We start from the raw sequence: 21,967 nt of genomic DNA on the forward strand, positions 1-21,967 counted from the left end.
ATGAGTTTTACAAAATCCCTCGGAATTCTCTTCTTGATGTTGACGGCGTTCGCGCAGTTTTCGTCAAGCGAATCGCGATGGTCTCGATTGAGAAGTTGCGACATTCAACACGTCGCGCTTGATCTTCGATTCGATTGGACGACAAAACAGGTCTTCGGAACGGCCTCGATCACTGCCAAACCGTTCGCCGCAACGGACAAGATCGCTCTCGACGCCGCCTTCCTGACGATCAGCTCGATCAAATCGACAAGCGGCGTGAACCTTGGCTTCGAATACCTTGGCGGCGACGCAGACGACAATCTGAAAATCACGCTCGAACGGGTTTACAAGCCGGGTGAGAAGTTGACGATCAGGATCGAATATCGTTCAAATTTCGTTAATCAGCCAGATCCGAACAGCCTCGCGGGCAGCAACGGCAAAGGGTTGCGATGGTCGGCTCCAACATCGAACGATCCGCTCAAACCACGCGAGATCTGGTCGATGGGTGATCCGGAATCGAACCGCTACTGGTTTCCGTCGTTTGACGCGCCCGGAGATCTGCGAACGACGGAAATCTCGGCCACGGTCGATCGCGGACTGACGGCAGTTTCGAACGGGCGGCTAATTGCGAACACCGAGAATCGCGACGGAACACGAACGTTCCGCTATCGGGCCGAACGACCGTACCCGAACCATCTGACGTCATTGGTTGTCGGCGAATTCGTCGATTTCCGACAAAACCTCGGCGAAATAGAACTTCACAACTTCGGGTATCCGAGTGAGTTGAAATCAATTGAGGCGACCGTGGAGCGATTGCCCGATATGATGCGGTTTTTCGGCGAACTTACCGGCACGAGATATCCGTATCAGCGGTATTCGCAGGTTTTCGTCCAGGATATCGGCTCATTTTCGGGCAACAACACGGTCTCGACGATCACCGAAAATATGGTCGACGATTTTTCGACGCACGCCGACTTTTTCTATCTCTGGGATCTCACCGAGGCCGAGGCGTTGGCGCAGCAGTGGTTCGGCAATTATGTGTCGGCGCGTGACTGGAGCCACGTTTGGCTCGACAAGTCGTTCGCGCATCACCTCAATGGGCTCTATAACGAACACCGAAACGGCCGCGACGAATTCCTGCTCTGGCAGCACGGGTTCGATCACGGAGTTTATCTGAACGACTGGAATTCGGGCATCCGACGACCGATCGTGACGACTGATTACAGCGACGCCGCGACGTTCACCGGCGATAACTACTCGACAATCCGTGGGGCACTCGTTCTTCAAATGCTGCGCAAACAGATCGGCGAAAGCGCCTGGACACGCGCGATCCGGGCGTTTGTGAGAAAAAACGCCGGACGGCCGGTCGTGACGGAAGACTTGCAGACTGCGGTCGAGGATGTCACCGGAAGACCGATCGATTGGTTTTTCGACCAGTGGATCTACAAGATGGGGCATCCGATCTTCGAGATCACGAGCACGTACGACGAAACTTTGAAAGTGCTCACGCTTCGGGTGCTCCAGACCCAAAAGACCGACGCCGGCGACCGGCGGCCGCAAGCTGAATTCTTCCGCGGCGCGGTCGAAATCGAGATAGACGACCGGGTCGAGCGCGTTGAGATAGAGGCGAAAGCCGAGAACGTCTTCAGATTCCAGCGCAGCGCCCGTCCAAGGCTTGTAAACTTTGACTTTGAAAGCACTTGGATCAAGGAAGTGAAGTTCGAACGGTCGCTCGACGAGACGCTGTATCTCGCCGAAAACTCGCGGGACGCACTCGCCCGTAACTCGGCGATACTCGACGCAGTCGCGCAAGCGCGGGCCGAGAACGCGACCGACGGCGACAAGGTCCGCGTCCGCGTCGTTCTCGATCGGATCATCCGCGGAAAGTCGCACTGGCGGCTTCGTATGGCCGCGGTTTCGAATCTGCAAACTTTGATCGGAATTCCGGACGCATCTGCGGTTGAGACTCTTCTTCAAGTCGTCCGTAACGATCGCTCGTGGCTCAAGGCAACCGCCATCGGCTTTCTCGGGCTCGCCCGCGACCAGAAATTCGATTCGATCTACATCGCAGGACTGAACGATGTCAGCGAACGGGTTGCGGCGGCGGCGGCAACCGCGCTCGGAAGATCGAAAAGCCCCAAGGCGCTCGACGCGTTGTTGAGGTTCGCCGAAAAGCCGTCAATGAAAAGCCAAAGCCTTCTCGGTGCGCTTGCCGGACTTCGCGAACTCGGCGATCCGCGCGGCGCCGGCGCTGCGCGGCGTTGGCTTGAAGATCTCAAGTTGCCCCGATGGCGCCTGCCGACACCGCCCGTTTGGGATTATCGTGTTTCAGCCGTCGATACGATCGTCGCGCTCGGGAAGGGCGCAGAGATCTATCCGCTTTTGTTTGAACGGTTTACAACGTCCATAACGGAAGACGACGTCAATGGGATCTTCAACAACGCGCTGCTGATCTCGAAAACCGGCGATCCGCGCGGGCAGGCGGTTTTCGATCAACTCAAGCTAAAATACGGCAACGACGAAAACGCGCTAAAGGCGATCGCCCAACTGGAAATCGATTTCAAATCAAGAGCGTCGGGGTGAAAAATGCTTGAGATCAGACAAATCTGTGAAAACTGTGGGACGGATCTGCCGAATGAATCGGCGAAGGCGATGATCTGTTCGTTCGAATGCACCTTCTGCCTGGAATGCGTCGAACGAGTTCTTCTCAATGTCTGTCCGAATTGCGGCGGCGGACTCGAGAAACGACCGATTCGCCCCACGTCGATGCTTGAAAAATTTCCGCCGAAGGCCGAACTGTCGCCCCGACCGGTCTGAGCTGGAGGCCATCTACCAGTCGCGGTCGATCACCCGAAATCGCTACGGTTTCTTGCCTTCGTTCCAGGTCGGTCTGAAATCCGAATTCACGAGCCATTCGATGGGTTTGACCATCGAGTTTATCGAGCGCGTCATATGCACGAAATCGATCGTCTCGATCTCGTCGCTCGCCTGATGATAGTCTTTGTGCAATCCGAAGCTCGAAACGGTGTGGGCGATGATTCCCTGTCGTGCCAGCGTGTAGTTGTCTGAACGCTGGAAGAAATTCTCCGCCGGATGCGGATCGGCGACGAGATTTGCGCCCTGTTTCGCGAGTTCCGGGCCGAGATTTGAGCGGTCATATCCGGTCAACCAGAGCTCTTCCGGCTTCACTTTCGAATCGGGACGTCCGATCATTTCAAACTGCAGATTGGCGACGAGGTTTTCTTTCGGAAAAGCAAGGTTGTCGGCAAAATAGCGCGAACCGTATCCGCCCGCTTCCTCGCTGCCGTAAAACGCGACGAAGACCGTTCGTTTCGGTTTCGGACCGCCCGCGAGCGCCCGCGCCAGTTCGATGACGGCGACGCAACCCGAGGCATCGTCGTCGGCGCCGTTGAATATCTTGTCCGGCCCGGGCGCGTTTTCGCGGATGCCGAGATGATCGAGATGCGCGCTCAGAAGAATCACTTCGGACGAGAGTTTCGGATCGGTTCCCAAGATCTTGCCGACCGCATTCCAGGTCTGTTGATTTTGCGGCGGCGCGAGTTCGCCCTTTAGTTCGATCTTGGTGCCATCGGCGAGCGCGGCGATTTTCGCGGCTTCCTCTTTGCTGACAACAATCAGCGCGGCGGACGAATCCCGGGCCCCGCCGATCGTCGTCCAAGACGGTTTGCGCGAGGCAAATCGCGACCAATTAGCTCGCCACTGCGGCGTTTCTTCGACGATCACCGCCGCGGCGCCGCTCGACATCAAAGTCTGCAACGCCTGATTCGGGATCGGCGCGGCGCCTTGCGGGACAAAAACATACGCGCCGGCGTTCGGTTTGCCGCCTTCGGTCAATTTTTGAAGAATACCGGCGGGTACCGGTCCGCCGATGCGAAGAAGTACCATTTGATTGCCGTGTTCGAGTACAGAATCTTTGAACGCGAGCGTCGGGTTCCCGGCGAACGAGTTTCGAACGATGTTTACTGTCTGAATAAATGTCGGTTTGCCCGAAACATCGTTTTCACCGGCCGGAAGAATGCCGAACTGCATCATCATCGAACCGAAATACGTCGCCGCGATCCGTTCGAATTCTGTTCCGCTGCCGCGCCCCTGGAGCGGGTCGCCGGCCAGGAAATCCATATGCGCGCGGACGTTGCGCTCGAGGATCGGTTCGGATTTTTGTGCGATCGCGACCGTCGCCGCGAGAATAAGCAAAAGAACGATCAGTTTAAGTTTTTTCATAGTCACGGGTTCGCCAACGTAGGATTGAATACCGAGAATATACTCTGCCCGAGAATTACCGCGAATTCTACCCGCGAACTCGCGATTTCTGCGAAAGGAGTCGCGTAGCGTCCGATCCCCGTTGATTTGCGAGGCTCACTTTATGCCGTATTGTTTTGTAATCCTTCGAGAGGTTTCGACAGGATGGCGCAAACCATCTCGAGTATCGTCGGACCCCGACTGCCGATGTACGGCAATGCGGAACCGGTCGGATCGAGAACGTAGATGTCCTCGGTCGCGGCGGCCGAGTACGTGTAGTGCCCGATCCCGTTGCCCTGGGCGCCGGCCGCCGGAATCGGCGACACGCGTCCGAGAATGCCGCGAAGCATCGCAAATCCCGCGCCGGCGAATGACACAGGAGTCGGCGCTCCCGCCTCGCTCTTGAGGAACGAATAAGCCGTCTCGAGTTCCGCGTCGATCGCGTTGTTTGCGCCCACGCTGCAGAAGATCGCGACCTCGTTCAGGTTCGCGCCGGCGTCGTAGATCTGGCCGACCGCGCGGCGAAGAACCGTCAGATACGTGTCGCTCGATTTGTTGATCGAGTAGCCAGCGCCCTTCAGCTGCTGACGGAAGCCGTCAAAACCGAGCGCGTTCGTCAATCCGTCCTCGTCGTCGAGCGTCTTTGCGGCGACGGTCTCGTTGCCCTGAAAGATCTGACCCTGAATCAGGTTCGCGATCGCCGTCAGCGCACCGGTTACTTCCGGTTGGCCGTTGGTGCCGAAGAAGTTCATTCCCGACTGGCGGGAAGCCATCATCGCCTTCAGCCCGATCTGGCGCTGCGCGGCCGCGACCGCGATGTTCGTCGACTGGACCGTAGGAGTTACGCGTTCACGCGTGACGTCCCGATAAGTGATCGAACACATGTCGCTTCCTGCGAACGTTTTGATCACGGCCGAACCAAAATCCAAAATCATAAATCGAAAATGCGCTGTTCTTCTCGAACGCCTTCAATACAGAGTCCGAAAGGAACTTGAATTTGATCTCGGCTTCGTCGTTTTTATGATCTTTATGCAAAATGCTCATCGGATTTCAACTCCGATGAGCATTTTAGTACTTGAAATTTGGTTATTGTTCGCTGCTCGACAGCTAGTCCATGACCCGATGAATCAGTCGTACCGAGTCGCTGCTCGATGACGGCGAGTATAATTCCAAGGTTTACTCGCGCCCAACTCCTATCATTGCGGGTGACGACAGTTCTCTGATCAACCATTCATCGCCTCGTGATTCGAGTATGTAAATGACCGTGCTAGAAATTCCGTTTGGAAACAGAGTCTCCACATGAACATAAACACCATCAATTTCTTCCGTGACCTTAATAATCTTGTAAGGATCTTGAGATTCTGCGAGCCATCGAGTCCAACCCACAATTGGCTCTTCGCCACTGCGCGGCGTTGCGACAGCACAATAACCGCTTAAGTCATTGTTACACCTGGACCAGAGTTTAAGTGCCTCCTCAACTCGTCCAGCCTGCGACAATTCTAGATACCTCTCGACAACTTGCTTCGGTCCTGAACCAACATTCGAGACCATCGTCAAATAACTTGTTCCACTGGCCAAGTATAGAAGAGTCGATGAGAAGGTCACTGCGATCACAATTACTGCTGTTATTGATTTCATAGTCTTCAGTTGCCTGCGCTTCTTTTCCACTCATTTGCGGCCTTTATTGCCTGCTCCTTCGCAGATTCTTTTACATAGCCGATCATACCTCTTGCGATGGTTGGTGTCACTGATTCGGTTTTTCCGTTTATGGGGTTCACGAACTCAAGTGATTGCAGTCTCCGTCCTAGAACATACCGAAATCGCATCATGCGTGAACGTCTGACTTGCGGATTGTAGACATCTGCCGCCGCTCTCTGCGGCTCCGACCTTCGCTTCGGCCGATTTGATGCGGTTGAGATCGTCGTAGGTATAGGTCTGATCATAAGCGGTCGTGAGCCCGGCGAAGGTGATATTCTGGCTTCGAAGACTGCCGTTGTTCTCGGTGATCCGGGAAAAATCCAAAATCCCAAATCCCAAATGCGACATCGGGTGTCATTATGCTACGCTGCATTTTACCCGACGCTATTAAATTGGTCGCTTTCAGCGACAAATCGAAAGTTTCACATTTCAGCTACGGAATACCTGCTTTTTCTCCGTCACTTTATTCTTTGCCGCTACATAACGGAATATAATTTTCTCCATTCCAGTTTGTGAGACGAGTGTATTTTCGTTCACTGCCATTCTTATAATTAACCGTCAGAGTAGTTAAGTCGGCTGTGAACGTATCTCCGCTGTCGGTGGTATAAAGATTGTTTCCGTTTGGGTAAGAATACCTTTGAGATTTAACAGTTCCATCGCTTTTGATTGAACAAAAATTGCCATAATCAAGTAACAATTTGTCGTTATCAGAAACCCAAATTCCACTCGTATTGTCGGAACCTGCGGTTCCGTTTCCCCAAACTTTCAAGTCCACGAACTCAGACTTATTTGATGAGCGAAATATTCTGGCTCCATTGTCAGGGTAATCAATAATCAATTCTCCTTCATTTCCAAATCGTAAATTGTAAGTAGCTTTTCCTCCAATAGCATTAGCCCACCCAATCTGGACTTCGACAGTTTTCTCATCTTTAATGCGATACGGACCAATCCATCCAAGATAACTACCGGAGCCGCCATTTGGAATTAAAACTTGAACTAAATTGTCACCGAAAATAATATCTTTGGCTTTCGTCCATTTTTCAACATTTTTATACTTAGGTCGTTCATCAGAGTTCCCACCGCCAGGGGTTTCAACAACTCTTTCGGTGCTTTTAACCGCTATAGTCCAGGTTCCTTTTATTTTCGTCTCAATTTCTTTGATCTTTTCGGTCTTATCACCCGACTCGCGTTTGAACTTGTCTGTTTTACCATTCAACTCAAGCGTCAGTTCGCCGTCGGAAATCGTTGCTTTGTATTTTATGGTTTTGCCGGTTGCCTGAGAGATAACTTCAATCTCTTGGTCGTTCAGCCGTTTGTATTTACTCTTTAACTCTTGATCGTTTTGAAAAACAATCAGTTCGTCCTCAGTGAAAACAACTTTCCCGTTGGCATCATTCGTTGAAACCCAAGCTCCAAGCAATTCGGTCTCACTTGATTTCGCCGCTTCGGTATTGGCATTGGCTTGATTTGTGTTAGCCGTGGTGGTATCGGCTTGCTGAACCGCGACATTGCTGTTGCTGTTATTACTTAACTGCTGATAACCGATTATCGCTCCTGCGCCGATTGCCCCCGTTGCCAATGTTCCGGCGATTACTAAACCGACTTTACTCATAATTTCTTGACTTTAACTTTCGTTAATTTCCTCTAATTTATTCTGATGACTTACAATCTTCAACCGCCGATAGCGAAATCAGGCAAATCGCTGCTGCATCTGAAATTGTCATTGGCAATTAGCCGGGTTATTCACATAAAGATGAATGATGAACCCAAAGAAACCTTCCTGATTCAGAATTCATCTTTTCGCCTCGGGTCCGGCGCTTTTCGTCGACCGCGGTGCCGCTGATCGTGACGGCCGCCTACTGACGATAAAACCGCCAGCCTGGCTTGAAGTCGGGCGACAATTTCTGTTTCGACAGAATTGCCCGGACCATTTCGACGGGAATCGGGCCTTCTTTCAGGATCGTGTCGTGAAACTGTTTGTCGGTCATCTTCTTGCCGCCGACGAACTCACGATGGAGATCGTAGAACTGCAATCCGCCCATCATATAGGCGATCTGGTAGAGCGGCCCGTAATCGCCTGAAAACGAGCGGCGGACCTCGCCGAGGGCGTTCTCGCGTTCGTGGCCGACGCGATCGACGAGGAAATCGACACATTCCGTCGGCGTCATTTTTTCGAGATGGAAACTCAAACTGAAAATGATCCGCGCCGAGCGGTGCATTCGCCAGAAAAGCGCGCCGACGCGGTCTTCCGGCGTTTTGTTGAAACCGCGGTCCCAAAGCAGAAATTCCCAGTAAAGCGCCCATCCTTCGGTCCAGAAAGGCGTCCTGAAAGCGCGCCGGTACGGACGGTAGCGGGCGTTCATAAATCCCTGCAGATGATGGCCCGGGATCAATTCGTGATGGACGACGGCGTGCGAGAAATGCGGATTGTTGCCGCGGAGCGACATCAGCTTTTGTTCGTGCGTCATCCCGTTCGTCGGATAGGAAACGAGGATCGTTTCGCCGCCGAGAAAGAACGGCGCGATCAACTGGCGTTCGGGCGTCATCATCTCCATCCGCCACCCGTCGCGGGCGACGGGTGGAACCGTGACGAGATCGTTCTTTTCGAGATACTCGATCGCTTCGAACGCCATATCGCGGATCATCGCCGGCTGCTTTCCGGGTTCGACGTATTTTAATTTGACGGCCTCGAGCGCCTTTTTCCAGTCATCGCCATACCCCATTTCGCGCGACGCCTTTTTCATTTCGGCCTCGCACCAGGCGAATTCTTTGTTGGCGATCTCGATCAATTCCGCCGGCGTGTAGGGGATCATCTCAAAATCGAGTTCCTTTTGCAGCGCGTCGGCGCCGATCGGATCGCCGATGATCGTCACCTTGTCATCCGCGCGGATTCCGACGAGTTTCTCAGAAACGTAACTTTGATAACCGAGCAGAGCCTCATCGAGCCTCGTGTACGTTTCGGAATTCCACCAGGTGAAGTTCGGATCGTAAAGATTGTAAAACCGGTACCAACCGAGTAAAGTCTGGCGCAACGAGGCGATGGAGCGGACGGCGCGGTTGGCGACGGTCCGTTTCGGTTTTGAGATCTTGCCCGATTCGATGTCTTTTTGCGTTTGAGCGACCAGTTTCGCAAGATCGTTGAGCGCCGCCGCGGTCTTCGCGGGATCGATGGTTTCGAGCCGACGGCGCGTATCCTCGAGGTCGTTGATCGCTTTGGCGAACGGCAGAAGCGGCGCCATCTCGGCGAACTGCGCGCGATCACGGTCGAGTTCGTCGCGTTCGTGCGTGAGAAAATTCTTGAACAGAAGATAGTCGATCTGTTCGGCAGCGTTCAATTTGTCGAAATCCTGCCGCGCGAGCAGCGCGAGACCGTCGTCGTACAACTTGCGGAATCGATTCGCGCGGTTCTCCGAAGTCTCGGCCGTATAAAACCGGTCGAGTATCCCGCGATCCTCCTGAAACTTCTCGATCACGCCGCGAACGCGCGACGGCGAATCGTTGAAGGAATCGAGTTCGGTAGTTTGGGCTAGAACGGCGGATGACAGCGCGAACAAAATGATCAGAATCAGGCGTTTCATAGCATGAAGTCTAATCGAAATTTGTCGTTGCGAGAAACGCTCGCGGTACTGACAAAAAGTAACGGACTAAGTAGCGCGCCGAAGTAGCCTACTTCAGATTGGCGTTCGGCAAGCAATCACGCAAAAATTGCTACGCGCACGGGACGCTCGGTTGAGAACCTAAGGCGATCTCGCTTGATTCGTTCTAGTTCGTGAATCGTTTCGGCCGTGAGATAAGTTTCTCCACAAGAGCGGCAGGAAACTACGGGGACGTCCTCGATCACCAGAAGATCATCACCTCGACCGAAACTCTTCGTCGTCTTGTTAACTCGAGCATCGGCCGCGCCGCAGATCCCGCAAAATGTGTCAGGCTCAGTTTTCATATTCGAGGTAATGGTCTCTAAAAACGGTGATAATCACCAAACGTCTCGTTATCGGTAGCTTTGCAACAACGATTATAAACCCATCGTCAAGCGTCGCGCCCCTCAGGACGTATTTTGTTTCATTTGTATCCGTATCGCGTTGCCGCTCAATAATCTCGCCATCGAGAATAGCGTGTTCGAGGTCAAAAACCGTCAAGTCGTCATCCAATAACTCTTCGTAGGCGTGGGTAGTAATGAGATACTCGCTGCTTTCGGACCCGATCCCGTATGAGGTTGCGTATCGAGTCATACATAATCCTGGATTCTAAACCAAAAATCGGTCGCGTCAAGTTACATTGAAGCGGTGGTTTGCGCGTTTCTCACAACATCCCCGATTTTTGAGGTTATTGACAATTATTGCCAATCTATCTAGAATTTCAAACTATGGCGACGACGACGATGAATATCTCGCTTCCCGAAACGATGAAGGCATTTGTTGATGAACGACTCGTTAGCGACGGATACGGATCGGTGAGCGAATATGTCCGCGAACTCATACGCGGGGATCAAAAACGTCGCGAAAACGAAAGGCTTGAACGGCTTTTGCTTGAACGTTTGCAGTCGAAAAACGACCGGGAGTTCGAGATTTCGGAAGTCGAGGCAGAACTCGCAAAACAACTCACCTTGAAAAATGAAGATCGTCTACGCTGACGGCGTATTCGAGGAACTTGTCAACATATCTCTTTACCTTGCGCAAGCCAACGAAGACATCGCTCAGAAATTCCTCAATTCATGCGACGAGACGTTTCGATTCCTATTACTGAATCGAGAAGTCGGTTATTCACGCAAGTTCCGCGACAGCGCGATCACCGGCGTTCGCACGTGGCCGGTTAAAGGGTTCGCCAGATACTTGGTTTTCTATCAACGCACCGCATCAGGAATCAGAATTCTGCATATTGTTCATACCTCTACGGATTATTTCGATCACTTTGACATCGAAAAGTGAGCAACCGTTTGACTCATTCTTTCCAATCCACTACATTAGACTTAGAATAATTCTAAATTCAATTTCATCAATCTGGAGGATATTATGGCAGAACTCAAAGGTTCGAAGACACAGGACAATTTGAAGGCCGCGTTCGCGGGGGAATCGATGGCGAATCGCCGTTATTTGTACTTTGCAAAGGTCGCGGACGTCGAAGGCTATCCGGAAGTCGCGGGCAATTTCCGTGACACCGCCGAAGGCGAAACGGGCCACGCGCACGGGCATATGGACTATTTGAAGTCCTGCGGCGATCCGGCGACCGATCTGCCGTTCGGCGACACGATCGCAAATCTCGAATCGGCTGTCCACGGCGAGACGCACGAATACACCGATATGTATCCGGGAATGGCGAAGACCGCGCGCGAAGAAGGCTTCAACGAGATCGCGGACTGGTTCGAAACGCTTGCGAAAGCCGAGAAATCGCATGCCGGCCGCTTCCAGAGCCTGCTCGGATCGATCAGCTAAACAGTGCAAAGTGGATAGTGCAGAGTGCAGAGTGGTTGGTATCTCAATAGCTACGTACTTTGCACTCTGCACTAAGCACTAAGCACTGTTCACTCTGCACTTTGCACTCTGCACTGTTTATGAGTAATATCGCCTACGCACCAACCGATGGACTCTCTTACGATCCCGCCGAAGCGAAGTATTGGGACAAGGATGGGCTGAACAAAGAGATCGAGCGAACGTTCGAGATCTGTCACGGCTGCCGGATGTGTTTCAAGTACTGCGATTCGTTCCCTTCCCTGTTCAAATTCATCGACGAGAACCACGACGGCGACGTCCGCAAGGTTTCGGAAAAAGAGACCGAACAGGTGATGGACGAGTGCTTTCAGTGCAAGCTGTGCGAGGTGCAATGCCCCTACACCGAGCGCGACAACCACGAGTTCAAACTCGATTTTCCAAAGCTCGTCCACCGTTTCAAGGCTGTCCGCCATAAAGAAAAGGGAGCGAGTCTTCGCGACAAAGTGCTCGGCGACCCGGACAAGGCCGGAAAGATGGCGCGCATCCTTCCGGTGATCCTCGCGAACACCGCCAACCGCAACAAGATTCATCGGTACTTCTTCGAAAAGGTCGTCGGCGTTCATCGTGACAAACTCCTGCCGGACTTTGCCGGCGAAACGTTCGAAAAATGGGCCGAAAAGAACGACAAGATCAAAGACGAAGGCGAGGTCGTGCTTTTTCAGACCTGTTACGTTCAGAACAATGAGCCGCAGATCGGCCGCGACACGGTCGAGGTACTTGAGAAGAATCAAGTCAAGACGGCCTGCGCAAAGGGGTTGAACTGCTGCGGAATGCCGGCTTGGGAGCACGGGGACATCGAAGGGCTTCGCAAAATGGCGAAGAACAACATTGAAAAGCTGCTGCCGTACGTCGAAAAAGGCGCAAAGGTTTTGGCGATCAATCCGACCTGCGCGATGATGCTCCGTCGCGAGTATCCGAATCTGGTCGATCTTGGGGACCGCGCCAACGCCGAAAAATTGGCCGCGGCGACGATGGATCCGAGCGAGTATCTTTGGTCGATCCGAAACGAAGAGCGCTTTTGCGCGGACGTGAAATCGAAACCTGAGGGCAAGGTCGCCTATCACGCGCCGTGTCATCTGCGCGCGCAGGCCGTCGGTTTCAAGGGCCGCGATTTGATCCGCAAAATTCTCGGCGTCGTTCCGGTGACGACGATGGAATGCTGCGGTCACGACGGGACGTACGCGATGACCGTCGAAGGCTTTGAACCGTCGCGACGGATCGGCAAGAAAGCGTTCGACGGGATGAAACAGGACAAGGACGCGGAAGTTTGGGCGACCGACTGCCCGCTCGCGGCGATCCAATTCGAACAGCACGCCGGCGTCAAACCGATGCACCCGATGACGATCCTCGCGAAAGCCTATCGCGGCGACGAGTTTTGATGTTGGTCTTATTGCCACGAATTTCGCGAATTCCACAAGGAATTGCTTTGATGCGACGATCGCGAGCGATCTGGCGTTGTCGAAGTCTGAAGTTCCGAAAATGTTGCTTTGATCTGTGTTGGCGGAGTCTGAAGTTCAATAGCGGGCTTATTTCAAAAGCAAATTCGTGTCATTAGTGAAATTAGCGGCAACCCCAAATACTCCAATGAAAAAAGTTGAACGATCCGACATTCTCGATTACGTCACTTACGAAGAGCAGCGGGCGGAGATCCGCGCGGCGGCGATGCGCGCGAAGGACGCGCGGCGAATTCATCTCGGCGATTATCTGACGTTTCTGTTCGAGAATACCGAAACGATCCGATATCAGATACTCGAAATGGTCCGCGCCGAAAAGATCGTCCGCGAATCCGATATCCGGCACGAACTCGACACCTACAACGAACTCGTCGGCGGACCGGGCGAACTCTGCGCCACGCTTTTGATAGAGATCGAAGACGTTGACGACCGGGCGCGAAAACTCGCCGAATGGGTCGGGCTTCCGGCGAAACTTTATCTCAAACTCGCCGACGGCTCGCGTGCCTACGCGCAGCCGGACGAACGCCAGAACGAAGAGGCGAAGATCAGTTCGGTGCAATTTCTGAAGTTTGTTTGCGGCGGTCAGGTTCCGGTTGCGATCGGTTGCGAGCATCCGGCATACTCGATCGAAACCGACCTCGAAGACTCACAGGCAGCCGCGCTCTGCGCCGATCTCGCCCGTTGATCAGGGAGTGATCGAGCCAAGGAAGCCGCCGATAATTCCGAAGATGATTCCGATCGTCGAAAGAACGGTAACGACGATCCCGCCCCACATCGCGACTTGCGCCATTCCCTTTCCGCTCTCTGGCGCGCGGCCCTCACTGATCGCGTTGATTTCCATCCAGCCGAGAATCGCGCCGGGAACGCTGAGAAGCGGTCCGCAGCACATAAACCCAGCGATCACAAGACAAAGCGCGATCACCGGCCGATTGCTCGGCGCCGGCTGAAACGGTCTCGGCGAATATGCCTGGATCGGCCCTCCGAACGGCGTTTGCTGCTGCCACTGTTGATTTTGCGGCGCATCCTGCCATTGATACGGCGGCGGTTGTTGCCATTGTTGATTTGGTTGCTGCCACGTTTGAGGCTGCGGTTGCGAATAGGTCGGCTGAACCAACGCGATCGGCGACGCGCAGACTCTACAAAAACTCCCGTCGGCAGGGTTGCTTGCTTGGCATTGCGGACAGATTCTTTCCATATCGCAGTATCGGATCTTGGTTCATTATGCCCTTCAAAGGGACCTGAATCAACAGTTTCACGCCCCACGGGAAACTTTGATTACGACGAACCGTCAGCGATCGTTCCGATTTGCTCAATTACAGATTCGGATTCGGAAGCTTTGAAAAACCTACTAAACGCGGTCCCGGCGCCGTTTCTGCCACAGATGAACACCGATAGACCGGATGTAAGAGGATAATTCGGATTCAGCGTTTCGTGAGATCCTTCTCTTTCTGAAACAAATCCCCGCCATCCCGCCGATCCGTGTTCTGCAAAAACGCGATTTGCTTCCTTCATATCGGTTCTTCAAAGCTTCCGAATTGGGATTCCCAAAAAAACTCGAGTAACCGCATCGGAATGACACGACACCGATAGAGATTAGACTCCGACCGACCGTTTCGGAGAAAATCCGTCCTGCGGCCGATACTACAAGTCCTACTCCGAAGAATAATCCGTCGTGTCGGCTTCGGGGGCGTCGTACGAACCTCCGGTCGAAACGTCGGACGAGGCGTCGTAAACCGCCATATCGCCGCCGTGCTCGCCGAGGTCGCCGTGGTAATCTGCCGCCGCCTGATGTTCGCCGGCGCTTTCCGCGCTCGCGGCCGCCTGGTCGAGGTCGCCGCGCTCCGCGTACCACTCGGCGTTCGCGGCCTGATAATCGGCGTTGCCTTCTTCCCAGACGGCCCAGTCCATTTGCTCCGCCTCTTTGTCGGCCTGACCCGTGTGGTCCGCGCCGCCGGCCATATGATCCGCCCAACCGGTCTCGTTCGCCGCGCTCCGGGCATCGTCGCGGGCGGCCGAATAATCACCCTGCTGAGCGTGCCAGGCTTCCTGTTGTTCGAAATACTCAGCGTTCTCCTGTCTTGTGTCCGCGCTTTCCATCTCGGCCGCGGTGCTGCCGTGAAGCGCGCTCTGATCGCCCGCTTCCCAGGCTTCGTTCTCAGCGGTTTCGCGCGCATCCGCGGCCGCGGCGTAGTCGCCCTGCTCGACGAATTGATCGGCCGCTTGCTGCGCTGCCTCAGCCGCCTGTGTATGAGCTTCGGCGGCCGCGGCTTCGGTCGCCTCGGCAGCGGCGGCTTCGGCGTCTGCCGTATCAGGAGATTCCTGGGCTTCTTCAGCGAAAACCGGCGATTCCGTGACCGGAACAGCTTCGACATAGTCCTCGGGCATCGCTTCTTCAGGCAAGACCTCGTCCTCGGGCATCGCTTCTTCAGGCAAGACCTCTTCCTCGGCGGGAGCCTCTTCGACGACCTCGAAATCCTGCAGATCCTCGGAATCTACGGTCCCGTCGTCAAAGAGCGCGTCGATGACTTCCTCGACGATCGACGAAGCGCCCACACCGCCGGCTTCGTCCGGCTTTGTCTGCGTTATCTCGACCGTGGTCTCCGTGCCGTCGGGCGCGGTTTCGGTGATGGTCACATTTTCAGTCGTCATTGCTTTCGTACCTCTCTGGTTTTTCCGGTTTCGGCGTCAAATCAACCGCTTCGCGCGGCTTGTTCTTTTTGATGACGGTCGTTTTGCCGCATTTCGGATCCGGACATCTGAGATTGATCACTTCCTTGCCTTCAAGTACTGCTACCGGCACGCGCATCGGTGCGCCGCAATGCCGGCATTTGAGCCGGACATCTTTCGGCGCCGCATCGGATTCCGGTTCGCGCCGTATCTCAACGGTCACCGGCGGCGCGTAATTGTTGATCACGTCGCGCCATTGCCTGAGGTGCGTCGTGCGCGCGAACTCGTCCATTATCTTGAGCCGACGCGTTATATAGGGCGTCGAAGACGTCATCAACTCGGAAAGCTTGTTGACGTCGTCGTCGCTCTCGGCCTGCTGTTCGAGCCACGCCTCGACGCTGATCTGTTTGTAAAGAAAAGGGGATTTCAGCGACCACGAAAGCAGGACCCGGCGCGCCAGTTCTTCGTCTCCGACGGCGAGCATTCCGGCCCGGTCGGCGGTGATCTCGGCTTGCCTCGCCCACGCGAGCAACGGAACCTCGATCGCCCCTTCGATCAGCGCCGACGGACTCAGAGCATTGAAGATCCCGCCGGCGAGAACGCCTTTGCGCGGCCCTTGCTCGCCGATCAGAAAGCGTATGACCGTTTTCCACAGCGCGTGCCCGGCACGGCAATGTCCCATCTCGCGGGCGAAGAGAAACAGAAGTTCGGGGCCCTTGAAATTTGTCAGCAGCGCGGTTCCGATGACTACGAACGCGTCTTTGTCGGTGCCGTACGTCCGGCAGTCCCACATCACGTCGCCAGAAACATAGACATCGGGCATTCGCGGCATTCCGAGAATCCGCGCCGCCTTGACGGCGTGATGATAAACCCGCGGCAGTTGCCTTTCGCTGAGTAGAACGCCGTTGAATGTGGCTTCGATCCAGCGCCGGCCGACCTTTTCGGAGATCGTATGGGCGAGGGATGTGAGCGTCTTCATAGATCGCAGCGTTGACATCGCCTTTCCGTCAGCCGCCCACTGAAACGCCTCGCAGTTGACGTAGTATCCGGGAGTCAACGGCCGCAGCCAACCGCATTCGGCGCACAGGACGCGTGACGCTTCGAGACGGCTGCCGTCGCCGCCGCAGACCTGACAGGTTGACGATTCAATGTTAGGCGGCGGCAGAGCCGGATGAGGCTGGATCGGCGGCGCGGCGGGCGGAGTCGGAGCCGCAATTTCGGGCGCCGACTCATCGAGCGGCACGCCGCAGAAAATGCAGAACTTCGAACCCGGAGTCGATTGTTGATGTCCGTTTCGGCAAATCATCTCGGCACCCTACGTTCGAAACAGATCGAGATTTGATTAGAAACCATTGCCTGCCAACATCATCAGGATGCCGATCACGATTCCGATCGACGACAGTATGCTGATTGCGATCCCGCCCCAAAATGCGATCTGGGACATTGTCAATCCGCTTTGCGGCGCACGGCCTTCCTTGATCGCCGTCATCTCCATCCAGCCGAGAATCGCGCCCGGAATGCTCAGGATCGGACCGCAGCAAAGGAAGCCGGCGATGACCAAACACAGGGCGATCACCGGCCGATTGCTCGGCGGCGGCGCAAATCCCGGCTGCGGCTGCGCCATCATTGGACCTCCCGGCTGCGGTTGGCCCCACTGTTGAAACGGCGGCGATTGTTGTTGGAAAACGGGCTGGGCCGGACCGAGCGGTGCGGCGCAGGAACGGCAGAACATAGCCTCCGCAGGGTTGGCTTGGCGGCATCGGGAACATATCTTTTCCATATCGATAACCCCTGATTTGGTTGGTTAATGCTGTTCCCATTATACGCCCGCGAAAGTTGTTGAAGCAATGTTTTGCGGTGCCGAAGATCAGGTTTTATCGGAGTCTCTGGTGGTGCCTGAAAAGTCCGGCCGTTGGTGATCGCAAGACGGCGAGCCGGGCGTTTTCCCGATGTCGGGTTCGAATGATCGGCACTGCGAAACGCACCGATTCGATGCGTTGAGAATGGTGACTTTGCTCTGTCCTAAAGGACGATCTCCTCGACAAAACTCACGCCGTCTTTCAGTTCCAGACCGAAATTCGCGGCGATCGTCTGACCGATGTCGGAAAGGCTTTGGCGTGTGCCCAGATCGACGCCGGGCCGGGCAGCTTTGCCGTAGACGAGCAGCGGCGCATACTCGCGCGTGTGATCGGAGCCGGGCATCGAAGGATCGTTGCCGTGGTCGGCTGTCAGTATCAGAAGATCGTCGTCGCGCATCGCGTTGAAAATGTCGGGCAGGCGCGCGTCGAAGGTTTCGAGCGCGCGCGCGTATCCTTCGACATCGCGCCGATGGCCGTAAAGCATATCGAAGTCAACGAGATTCGAGAAAACAAGTCCGCGCGTGTCGGCGGCGAGCGCTCCGATCGTGACGTTGACAACCTGTTCGTTGTTTTTCGCCGTCAGATCCTCGGTAACCCCGATCGAATCGTAGATCGACGCGATCTTGCCGATACAGACGACATCGAGCCCATTGTCTTTGAGCAGCGGCAGAAGATTATCGGCCGGGGGCGGGACGGCATAATCGTGACGGTTGTCGGTGCGCTTGAAATCGGCGGCGTTCGAGCCCAGAAACGGGCGGGCGATGACGCGTCCGACCCTGTCCTCGCCATCGAGGATCCGTCTCGCGATCTCGCACATCTCGTAAAGGCGTTCGACGGAAATGACCTCCTCGTGCGCGGCGATCTGAAAAACCGAATCGGCCGAAGTGTAAACGATCGGTTTTCCGGTTTTGATGTGCTCTTCGCCGAGTTCCTTGATGATCTCGGTACCGCTCGCCGGTTTGTTCCCGAGAATTCCAGGAACCCGAGCCTTTTCAACGAATTCGCCGATGATGCGGGGCGGAAAACCTTGTGGAAAAGTCGGGAACGCTTTCTTCAAAATGATCCCTGCCATTTCCCAATGGCCGGTCGTCGTGTCTTTGCCGTTGGACTTGAGAGTGCATTTTCCGAAACTTCCGCTTGGAGAACCAATTGCGGGAACGCCGTTGAGCGGTTTGATGTTTCCGAGTCCGAGTTTCTGCAGATTCGGCAAGTTGACCTGCCGTGACGCGAGAATATGACCGAGCGTGTCGCTGCCGGCGTCGCCCCAAGCCGCGGCATCCGGCATCTCGCCGATCCCGGCGCTGTCCAGAACCATCAAAATTACGCGGTTGAAATTCGATGACATACGGGCATCTTCTCATTTGCGAATTGCGATTTGCAATTTGCGATTTTGGGATTTCAGGATAGTGGATAGTGAAAAGTGCATAACGCATAGTGACTAGTCCAAATCCGTTGCACTCTGCACTCTGCACTTTCCACAATCCTGGAATCTGGAATCTGGAATCTGGAATCTGAAATCGCAAATCGAAAATCGCAAATCGAAAATCGAAAATCGAAAATCGAAAATCCCAAATCACTTTATCGCCCGATACCCCTCTCTCGTGCGGACGGTCGCGCCCGCGGGAACGCCTTTCAGTTCGACCGTGATTTTGCGATATGTTCCGTCCCGCTTTTCGTTGGTCGAATAGTAGCCGAGCGAGTACTTCGTTCCGATCTCGCCGGCGACCGATTTGAACGCGGCGCGGGCTTCCGCGAGGTCAACGGCGGGAAAGACCTTTCCGCCCGAGCGCTTCGCGAGTTCGTCAAGCTGTTTTCCGGCGAGTTCGTAAAGCCCCTTGCTGATCTCGAGCCGCTCGAAGTCGCCGAGTTTGCAGAAATCGTAAGTCTTCTCAATTCTTATTTTTGGATAGTACGTACGATAGAAGCGGCGAATCTGAGCGGTCGAGAACCTTGTCGCCGACGGCGCAATTCCCCATCAGATTCTCTTCGAACGAATCCCGGGTGTCGATCTCGACAAAAAAGCTGATTATACCGGCTTTTTCGAGTCCCGAGCGGACCTCGTCAAACTCGGCCGCGCTCGCGGAATCGACGCCGTCGGTCAAGGCGACAAGCGCGCGCCGGCCGCGAAATTCGTCTTTCGGCACGTCCCGGAAAACGATGTTCGCGACTTGCAGCAAACTATCGTAAAACGGAGTGCTGTTGCTCGTCTTGAAGGCTTCGAGCGCACGTTCGAGGATTTTCCGGTCCGCCGTCAGGCCCGTCAGAACCTCGCTTACCGAAAAGGCAGTGGTTTCGGTCCGTTCGGTTCGATACGCAATAATTGAAACGCGATCTCCGGGACGAAGCGATTCGACGAAATTCGCCGCCGCGCGCTGGATGAGCGCGAGATCCGCGCGCGTCGAGCCGGAAGTGTCGAGCAGCAGCGCGACTTCGAACGGCGCGCTCGTCGCCGAAAACTCGGCGATCTCCTGCGGCTTGCCGTCTTCGAAGACAACAAAATTCGACTTCTTAAGGTTCAGGATCGGTTTGCCGGTCTTGTCATTGACGACGATCGGGACATCGATCAATTGTGTTTCGACGCGTATGGTCTCGTCGTCCGTCTGCGCGAACGAGACCGTCGATGAGATCAAAAGCCAAAGGAAAACCACACAAACCGATTTTTGCATTGTCACAACCTCGTTTTTGAATTCTAACAAAACTCGCCGATACGGAGTTAACTTTGTGTTAGATTCCGATAAGATGGGTTAACGACTAGAACAGAATCTATGCTATTCTTTGGAAAATTCAGAAATCTAGAGGTCCTTATCGTCTTTTTCAGGGCGCGTGGATTTCGTAAAATCAGCCCCTATCTTAAGGAGAAATATGTTTAAGTTGTTTGATATTCGTTTGAGAATTCTTGTTTCCGCTATTGCTTTGTTGGCGGTAATTTCTTTTCAGTTTTCCGGCATTTCGATAACCAGCGTCAGCGCCGACAGCACGGCGCAGCCGCTTCCGTTCGCGCAGGACTGGACCGCCAATGTGCTTACGACCAACGACAACTGGACTCCGGTTTTGGGCATCGAGGCATATCTGGGTCAGGATATTACTGTTGCTACGGCAACCGACCCGCAAACTCTCTTAACGACCAGTGCTTTGCCGAACGATTTGGATCTGATCGCGAATCAGACAAACCCGAACACGCTGACTTCGGGCGGTGTGGCCGAGTTCGACACACTCGCGAATCCGACCGTCGCATTGCAGGGCTCGGGAACGGCGGATGCCCCGTATGTTCTGCTTTATTTGAATACGACCGGTCAGTCGAACATCAATGTCGCCTATAAATTGCGAGATGTTGACGGATCGGCTGACAACTCGATTCAACCGGTTGCGCTTCAATATCGAATCGGAAACACGGGCAATTTCACCAACGTCGCGGCGGGATTCGTCGCCGACGCTTCGGCCGGTCCGAGCACCGCGACCTTGGAAACTCCGGTCAGCGCAACGCTCCCCGGGGATGCCAACAATCAGGCCCTCGTTCAGGTTCGAATAATGACGACGAACGCGGTGGGAAGTGACGAGTGGATCGGCGTTGACGACATTAACGTCACGGCAGGACCCGCGGCACCGACCCAGCACGTCCTCGATTTCAATGGCGACGGCAAAACCGACTACGCGCTCGTCCGCAATATCGGCGGCGGGCCGAGCGGACAGATTCGCTGGTTCATCAACTACACCGGCACGGCAACGACCGTTGCCTCGGATTGGGGACTTAACGGGGACAATTATGTGCCGGCGGATTACGACGGCGACAACAAATCCGACATCGCCGTTTGGCGCGGATTGACCAACAATCAGCCGAGCGGAAACGCGTTCTTCTACATTCTGCAAAGCCAGACCAATACGGTCCGGATCGACGATTTCGGCATCACAGGAGACAATCCGAGTGTTGTCGGCGATTATAACGGCGACGGCAAGGACGATGTCGCGGTCTACCGGCCGGGCGCATCGGTTGGACAGAACAGCGTCTGGTACTGGAGGACTGCCGTGGCCGGACCGATCAGCAACCAGATTTGGGGCCTCAACGGTGATTTCCCTGCACCCGGAGACTACGACGGGGACGGAAAGAACGACTTCGTCATCCAGCGCAACAACGGCGGCGGCAACGCGATCTTCTGGTTCAATAGAACAACGGCCGGGATCTCAAACACGGTTTTCGGGACTCCGACGGATCAGATCGTACCGGGCGATTATGACGGCGACGGCAAAACCGATCTCGCCACCGTAAGGGCCTTCGGCGCTGCCATCCTTTGGTGGCATCTCAGAAGTTCGGACGGAGCGGCCGTGCAAACGGTCTTCGGAGTGGCCGCGACGGATTTTCCGCTTCCGGGTGATTACGACGGAGACGGCAAATCCGACCACGCCATCTGGCGGACAAGCGCGGTGGCCGGAGAGAGTGCTTTCTGGTTCCTCGGCTCGACGAGCGGCGCTTTCAGCCAACCAATGGGTTCCAGCGGAGACTTTCCGGTCGCCAATGCCCTTAATAACTAGCTGCAACGATTGCTTGAAATAAGAGACCGGGAAGCCG

At 54.8% G+C, this 21,967-nt stretch carries 22 protein-coding genes; 8 read left to right on the forward strand and 14 right to left on the reverse strand.

Annotated features, from left to right (window positions below; all coding sequences use genetic code 11):
* Positions 1 to 2,562, forward strand: coding sequence for a hypothetical protein (locus IPN69_22545; protein MBK8813486.1), 2,562 nt, complete (start codon positions 1 to 3; stop codon positions 2,560 to 2,562).
* A gap of 3 nt (positions 2,563 to 2,565) precedes the next feature.
* Positions 2,566 to 2,796 carry a DUF1272 domain-containing protein gene (locus IPN69_22550; protein MBK8813487.1) on the forward strand — a complete coding sequence of 77 codons (231 nt, stop codon included), beginning with the start codon at positions 2,566 to 2,568 and terminating at the stop codon, positions 2,794 to 2,796.
* A 42-nt stretch (positions 2,797 to 2,838) separates the two neighbouring features.
* Here IPN69_22550 and IPN69_22555 read toward each other — a convergent pair whose 3' ends face one another.
* From IPN69_22555 to IPN69_22590, 8 genes are all read right to left on the reverse strand, one after another.
* Positions 2,839 to 3,744, reverse strand: coding sequence for a M20/M25/M40 family metallo-hydrolase (locus tag IPN69_22555; protein MBK8813488.1), 906 nt, complete (start codon positions 3,742 to 3,744; stop codon positions 2,839 to 2,841).
* A 617-nt stretch (positions 3,745 to 4,361) separates the two neighbouring features.
* Positions 4,362 to 5,174 carry a hypothetical protein gene (locus IPN69_22560; GenBank protein ID MBK8813489.1) on the reverse strand — a complete coding sequence of 271 codons (813 nt, stop codon included), beginning with the start codon at positions 5,172 to 5,174 and terminating at the stop codon, positions 4,362 to 4,364.
* 241 nt (positions 5,175 to 5,415) lie between these two features.
* Positions 5,416 to 5,877 (reverse strand): hypothetical protein, encoded by a 462-nt coding sequence (locus IPN69_22565; GenBank protein ID MBK8813490.1) that lies wholly within the window; start codon positions 5,875 to 5,877, stop codon positions 5,416 to 5,418.
* 144 nt (positions 5,878 to 6,021) lie between these two features.
* A complete protein-coding gene (locus IPN69_22570) occupies positions 6,022 to 6,276 on the reverse strand; it encodes a hypothetical protein (protein ID MBK8813491.1) in 255 nt (84 codons plus the stop codon).
* 124 nt (positions 6,277 to 6,400) lie between these two features.
* Entirely contained in the window at positions 6,401 to 7,549 is a 1,149-nt protein-coding gene (locus IPN69_22575; protein ID MBK8813492.1) for a hypothetical protein, read from the reverse strand.
* A 244-nt stretch (positions 7,550 to 7,793) separates the two neighbouring features.
* Entirely contained in the window at positions 7,794 to 9,515 is a 1,722-nt protein-coding gene (locus IPN69_22580; protein MBK8813493.1) for a DUF885 family protein, read from the reverse strand.
* 116 nt (positions 9,516 to 9,631) lie between these two features.
* Positions 9,632 to 9,877, reverse strand: coding sequence for a type II toxin-antitoxin system MqsA family antitoxin (locus tag IPN69_22585; GenBank protein MBK8813494.1), 246 nt, complete (start codon positions 9,875 to 9,877; stop codon positions 9,632 to 9,634).
* Positions 9,867 to 10,166, reverse strand: coding sequence for a DUF4258 domain-containing protein (locus IPN69_22590; protein ID MBK8813495.1), 300 nt, complete (start codon positions 10,164 to 10,166; stop codon positions 9,867 to 9,869). Before IPN69_22590 ends, IPN69_22585 begins: the two co-directional genes overlap by 11 nt.
* 134 nt (positions 10,167 to 10,300) lie before the next feature.
* Between IPN69_22590 and IPN69_22595 the strand changes: the two genes are divergently transcribed.
* From IPN69_22595 to IPN69_22615, 5 genes are all read left to right on the forward strand, one after another.
* Complete coding sequence (locus IPN69_22595; protein ID MBK8813496.1) at positions 10,301 to 10,567, forward strand: type II toxin-antitoxin system ParD family antitoxin; 267 nt, start codon at positions 10,301 to 10,303, stop codon at positions 10,565 to 10,567.
* On the forward strand, positions 10,548 to 10,862 hold the full coding sequence (locus tag IPN69_22600) for a type II toxin-antitoxin system RelE/ParE family toxin (protein ID MBK8813497.1): 315 nt from the start codon (positions 10,548 to 10,550) through the stop codon (positions 10,860 to 10,862). The genes IPN69_22595 and IPN69_22600 overlap by 20 nt, the downstream gene beginning before the upstream one ends.
* Positions 10,863 to 10,946: 84 nt before the next feature.
* Positions 10,947 to 11,366: a rubrerythrin gene (locus IPN69_22605; GenBank protein ID MBK8813498.1), complete on the forward strand. Its 420-nt coding sequence runs from the start codon at positions 10,947 to 10,949 to the stop codon at positions 11,364 to 11,366.
* A gap of 119 nt (positions 11,367 to 11,485) precedes the next feature.
* Positions 11,486 to 12,802, forward strand: a complete 1,317-nt coding sequence (locus IPN69_22610) for a 4Fe-4S dicluster domain-containing protein (protein ID MBK8813499.1) — start codon at positions 11,486 to 11,488, stop codon at positions 12,800 to 12,802.
* Positions 12,803 to 13,007: 205 nt separating this feature from the next.
* Positions 13,008 to 13,562, forward strand: a complete 555-nt coding sequence (locus IPN69_22615) for a DUF3501 family protein (GenBank protein ID MBK8813500.1) — start codon at positions 13,008 to 13,010, stop codon at positions 13,560 to 13,562.
* Here IPN69_22615 and IPN69_22620 read toward each other — a convergent pair whose 3' ends face one another.
* The 6 genes from IPN69_22620 to IPN69_22645 all read right to left on the reverse strand — a co-directional run bounded on the left by IPN69_22620 (position 13,563) and on the right by IPN69_22645 (position 20,069).
* Positions 13,563 to 14,072, reverse strand: a complete 510-nt coding sequence (locus IPN69_22620) for a hypothetical protein (GenBank protein ID MBK8813501.1) — start codon at positions 14,070 to 14,072, stop codon at positions 13,563 to 13,565.
* Positions 14,073 to 14,527: 455 nt separating this feature from the next.
* Positions 14,528 to 15,526, reverse strand: coding sequence for a hypothetical protein (locus IPN69_22625; GenBank protein ID MBK8813502.1), 999 nt, complete (start codon positions 15,524 to 15,526; stop codon positions 14,528 to 14,530).
* A complete protein-coding gene (locus IPN69_22630) occupies positions 15,516 to 16,850 on the reverse strand; it encodes a M48 family metallopeptidase (protein MBK8813503.1) in 1,335 nt (444 codons plus the stop codon). Before IPN69_22630 ends, IPN69_22625 begins: the two co-directional genes overlap by 11 nt.
* 36 nt (positions 16,851 to 16,886) lie before the next feature.
* Positions 16,887 to 17,168, reverse strand: a complete 282-nt coding sequence (locus IPN69_22635) for a hypothetical protein (GenBank protein MBK8813504.1) — start codon at positions 17,166 to 17,168, stop codon at positions 16,887 to 16,889.
* A 398-nt stretch (positions 17,169 to 17,566) separates the two neighbouring features.
* Complete coding sequence (locus tag IPN69_22640; protein ID MBK8813505.1) at positions 17,567 to 18,748, reverse strand: phosphopentomutase; 1,182 nt, start codon at positions 18,746 to 18,748, stop codon at positions 17,567 to 17,569.
* A gap of 544 nt (positions 18,749 to 19,292) precedes the next feature.
* The gene (locus IPN69_22645) at positions 19,293 to 20,069 is read right to left on the reverse strand and encodes a VWA domain-containing protein (protein MBK8813506.1); all 777 of its coding nucleotides are present in this window, start codon (positions 20,067 to 20,069) and stop codon (positions 19,293 to 19,295) included.
* 196 nt (positions 20,070 to 20,265) lie between these two features.
* Here IPN69_22645 and IPN69_22650 point away from each other — a divergent pair, with 196 nt between their 5' ends.
* A complete protein-coding gene (locus IPN69_22650; protein ID MBK8813507.1) occupies positions 20,266 to 21,930 on the forward strand; it encodes a VCBS repeat-containing protein in 1,665 nt (554 codons plus the stop codon).
* Positions 21,931 to 21,967: the final 37 nt, after the last annotated feature.

The organism is Acidobacteriota bacterium (assembly GCA_016715115.1).
Lineage (GTDB): Bacteria > Acidobacteriota > Blastocatellia > Pyrinomonadales > Pyrinomonadaceae > JAFDVJ01.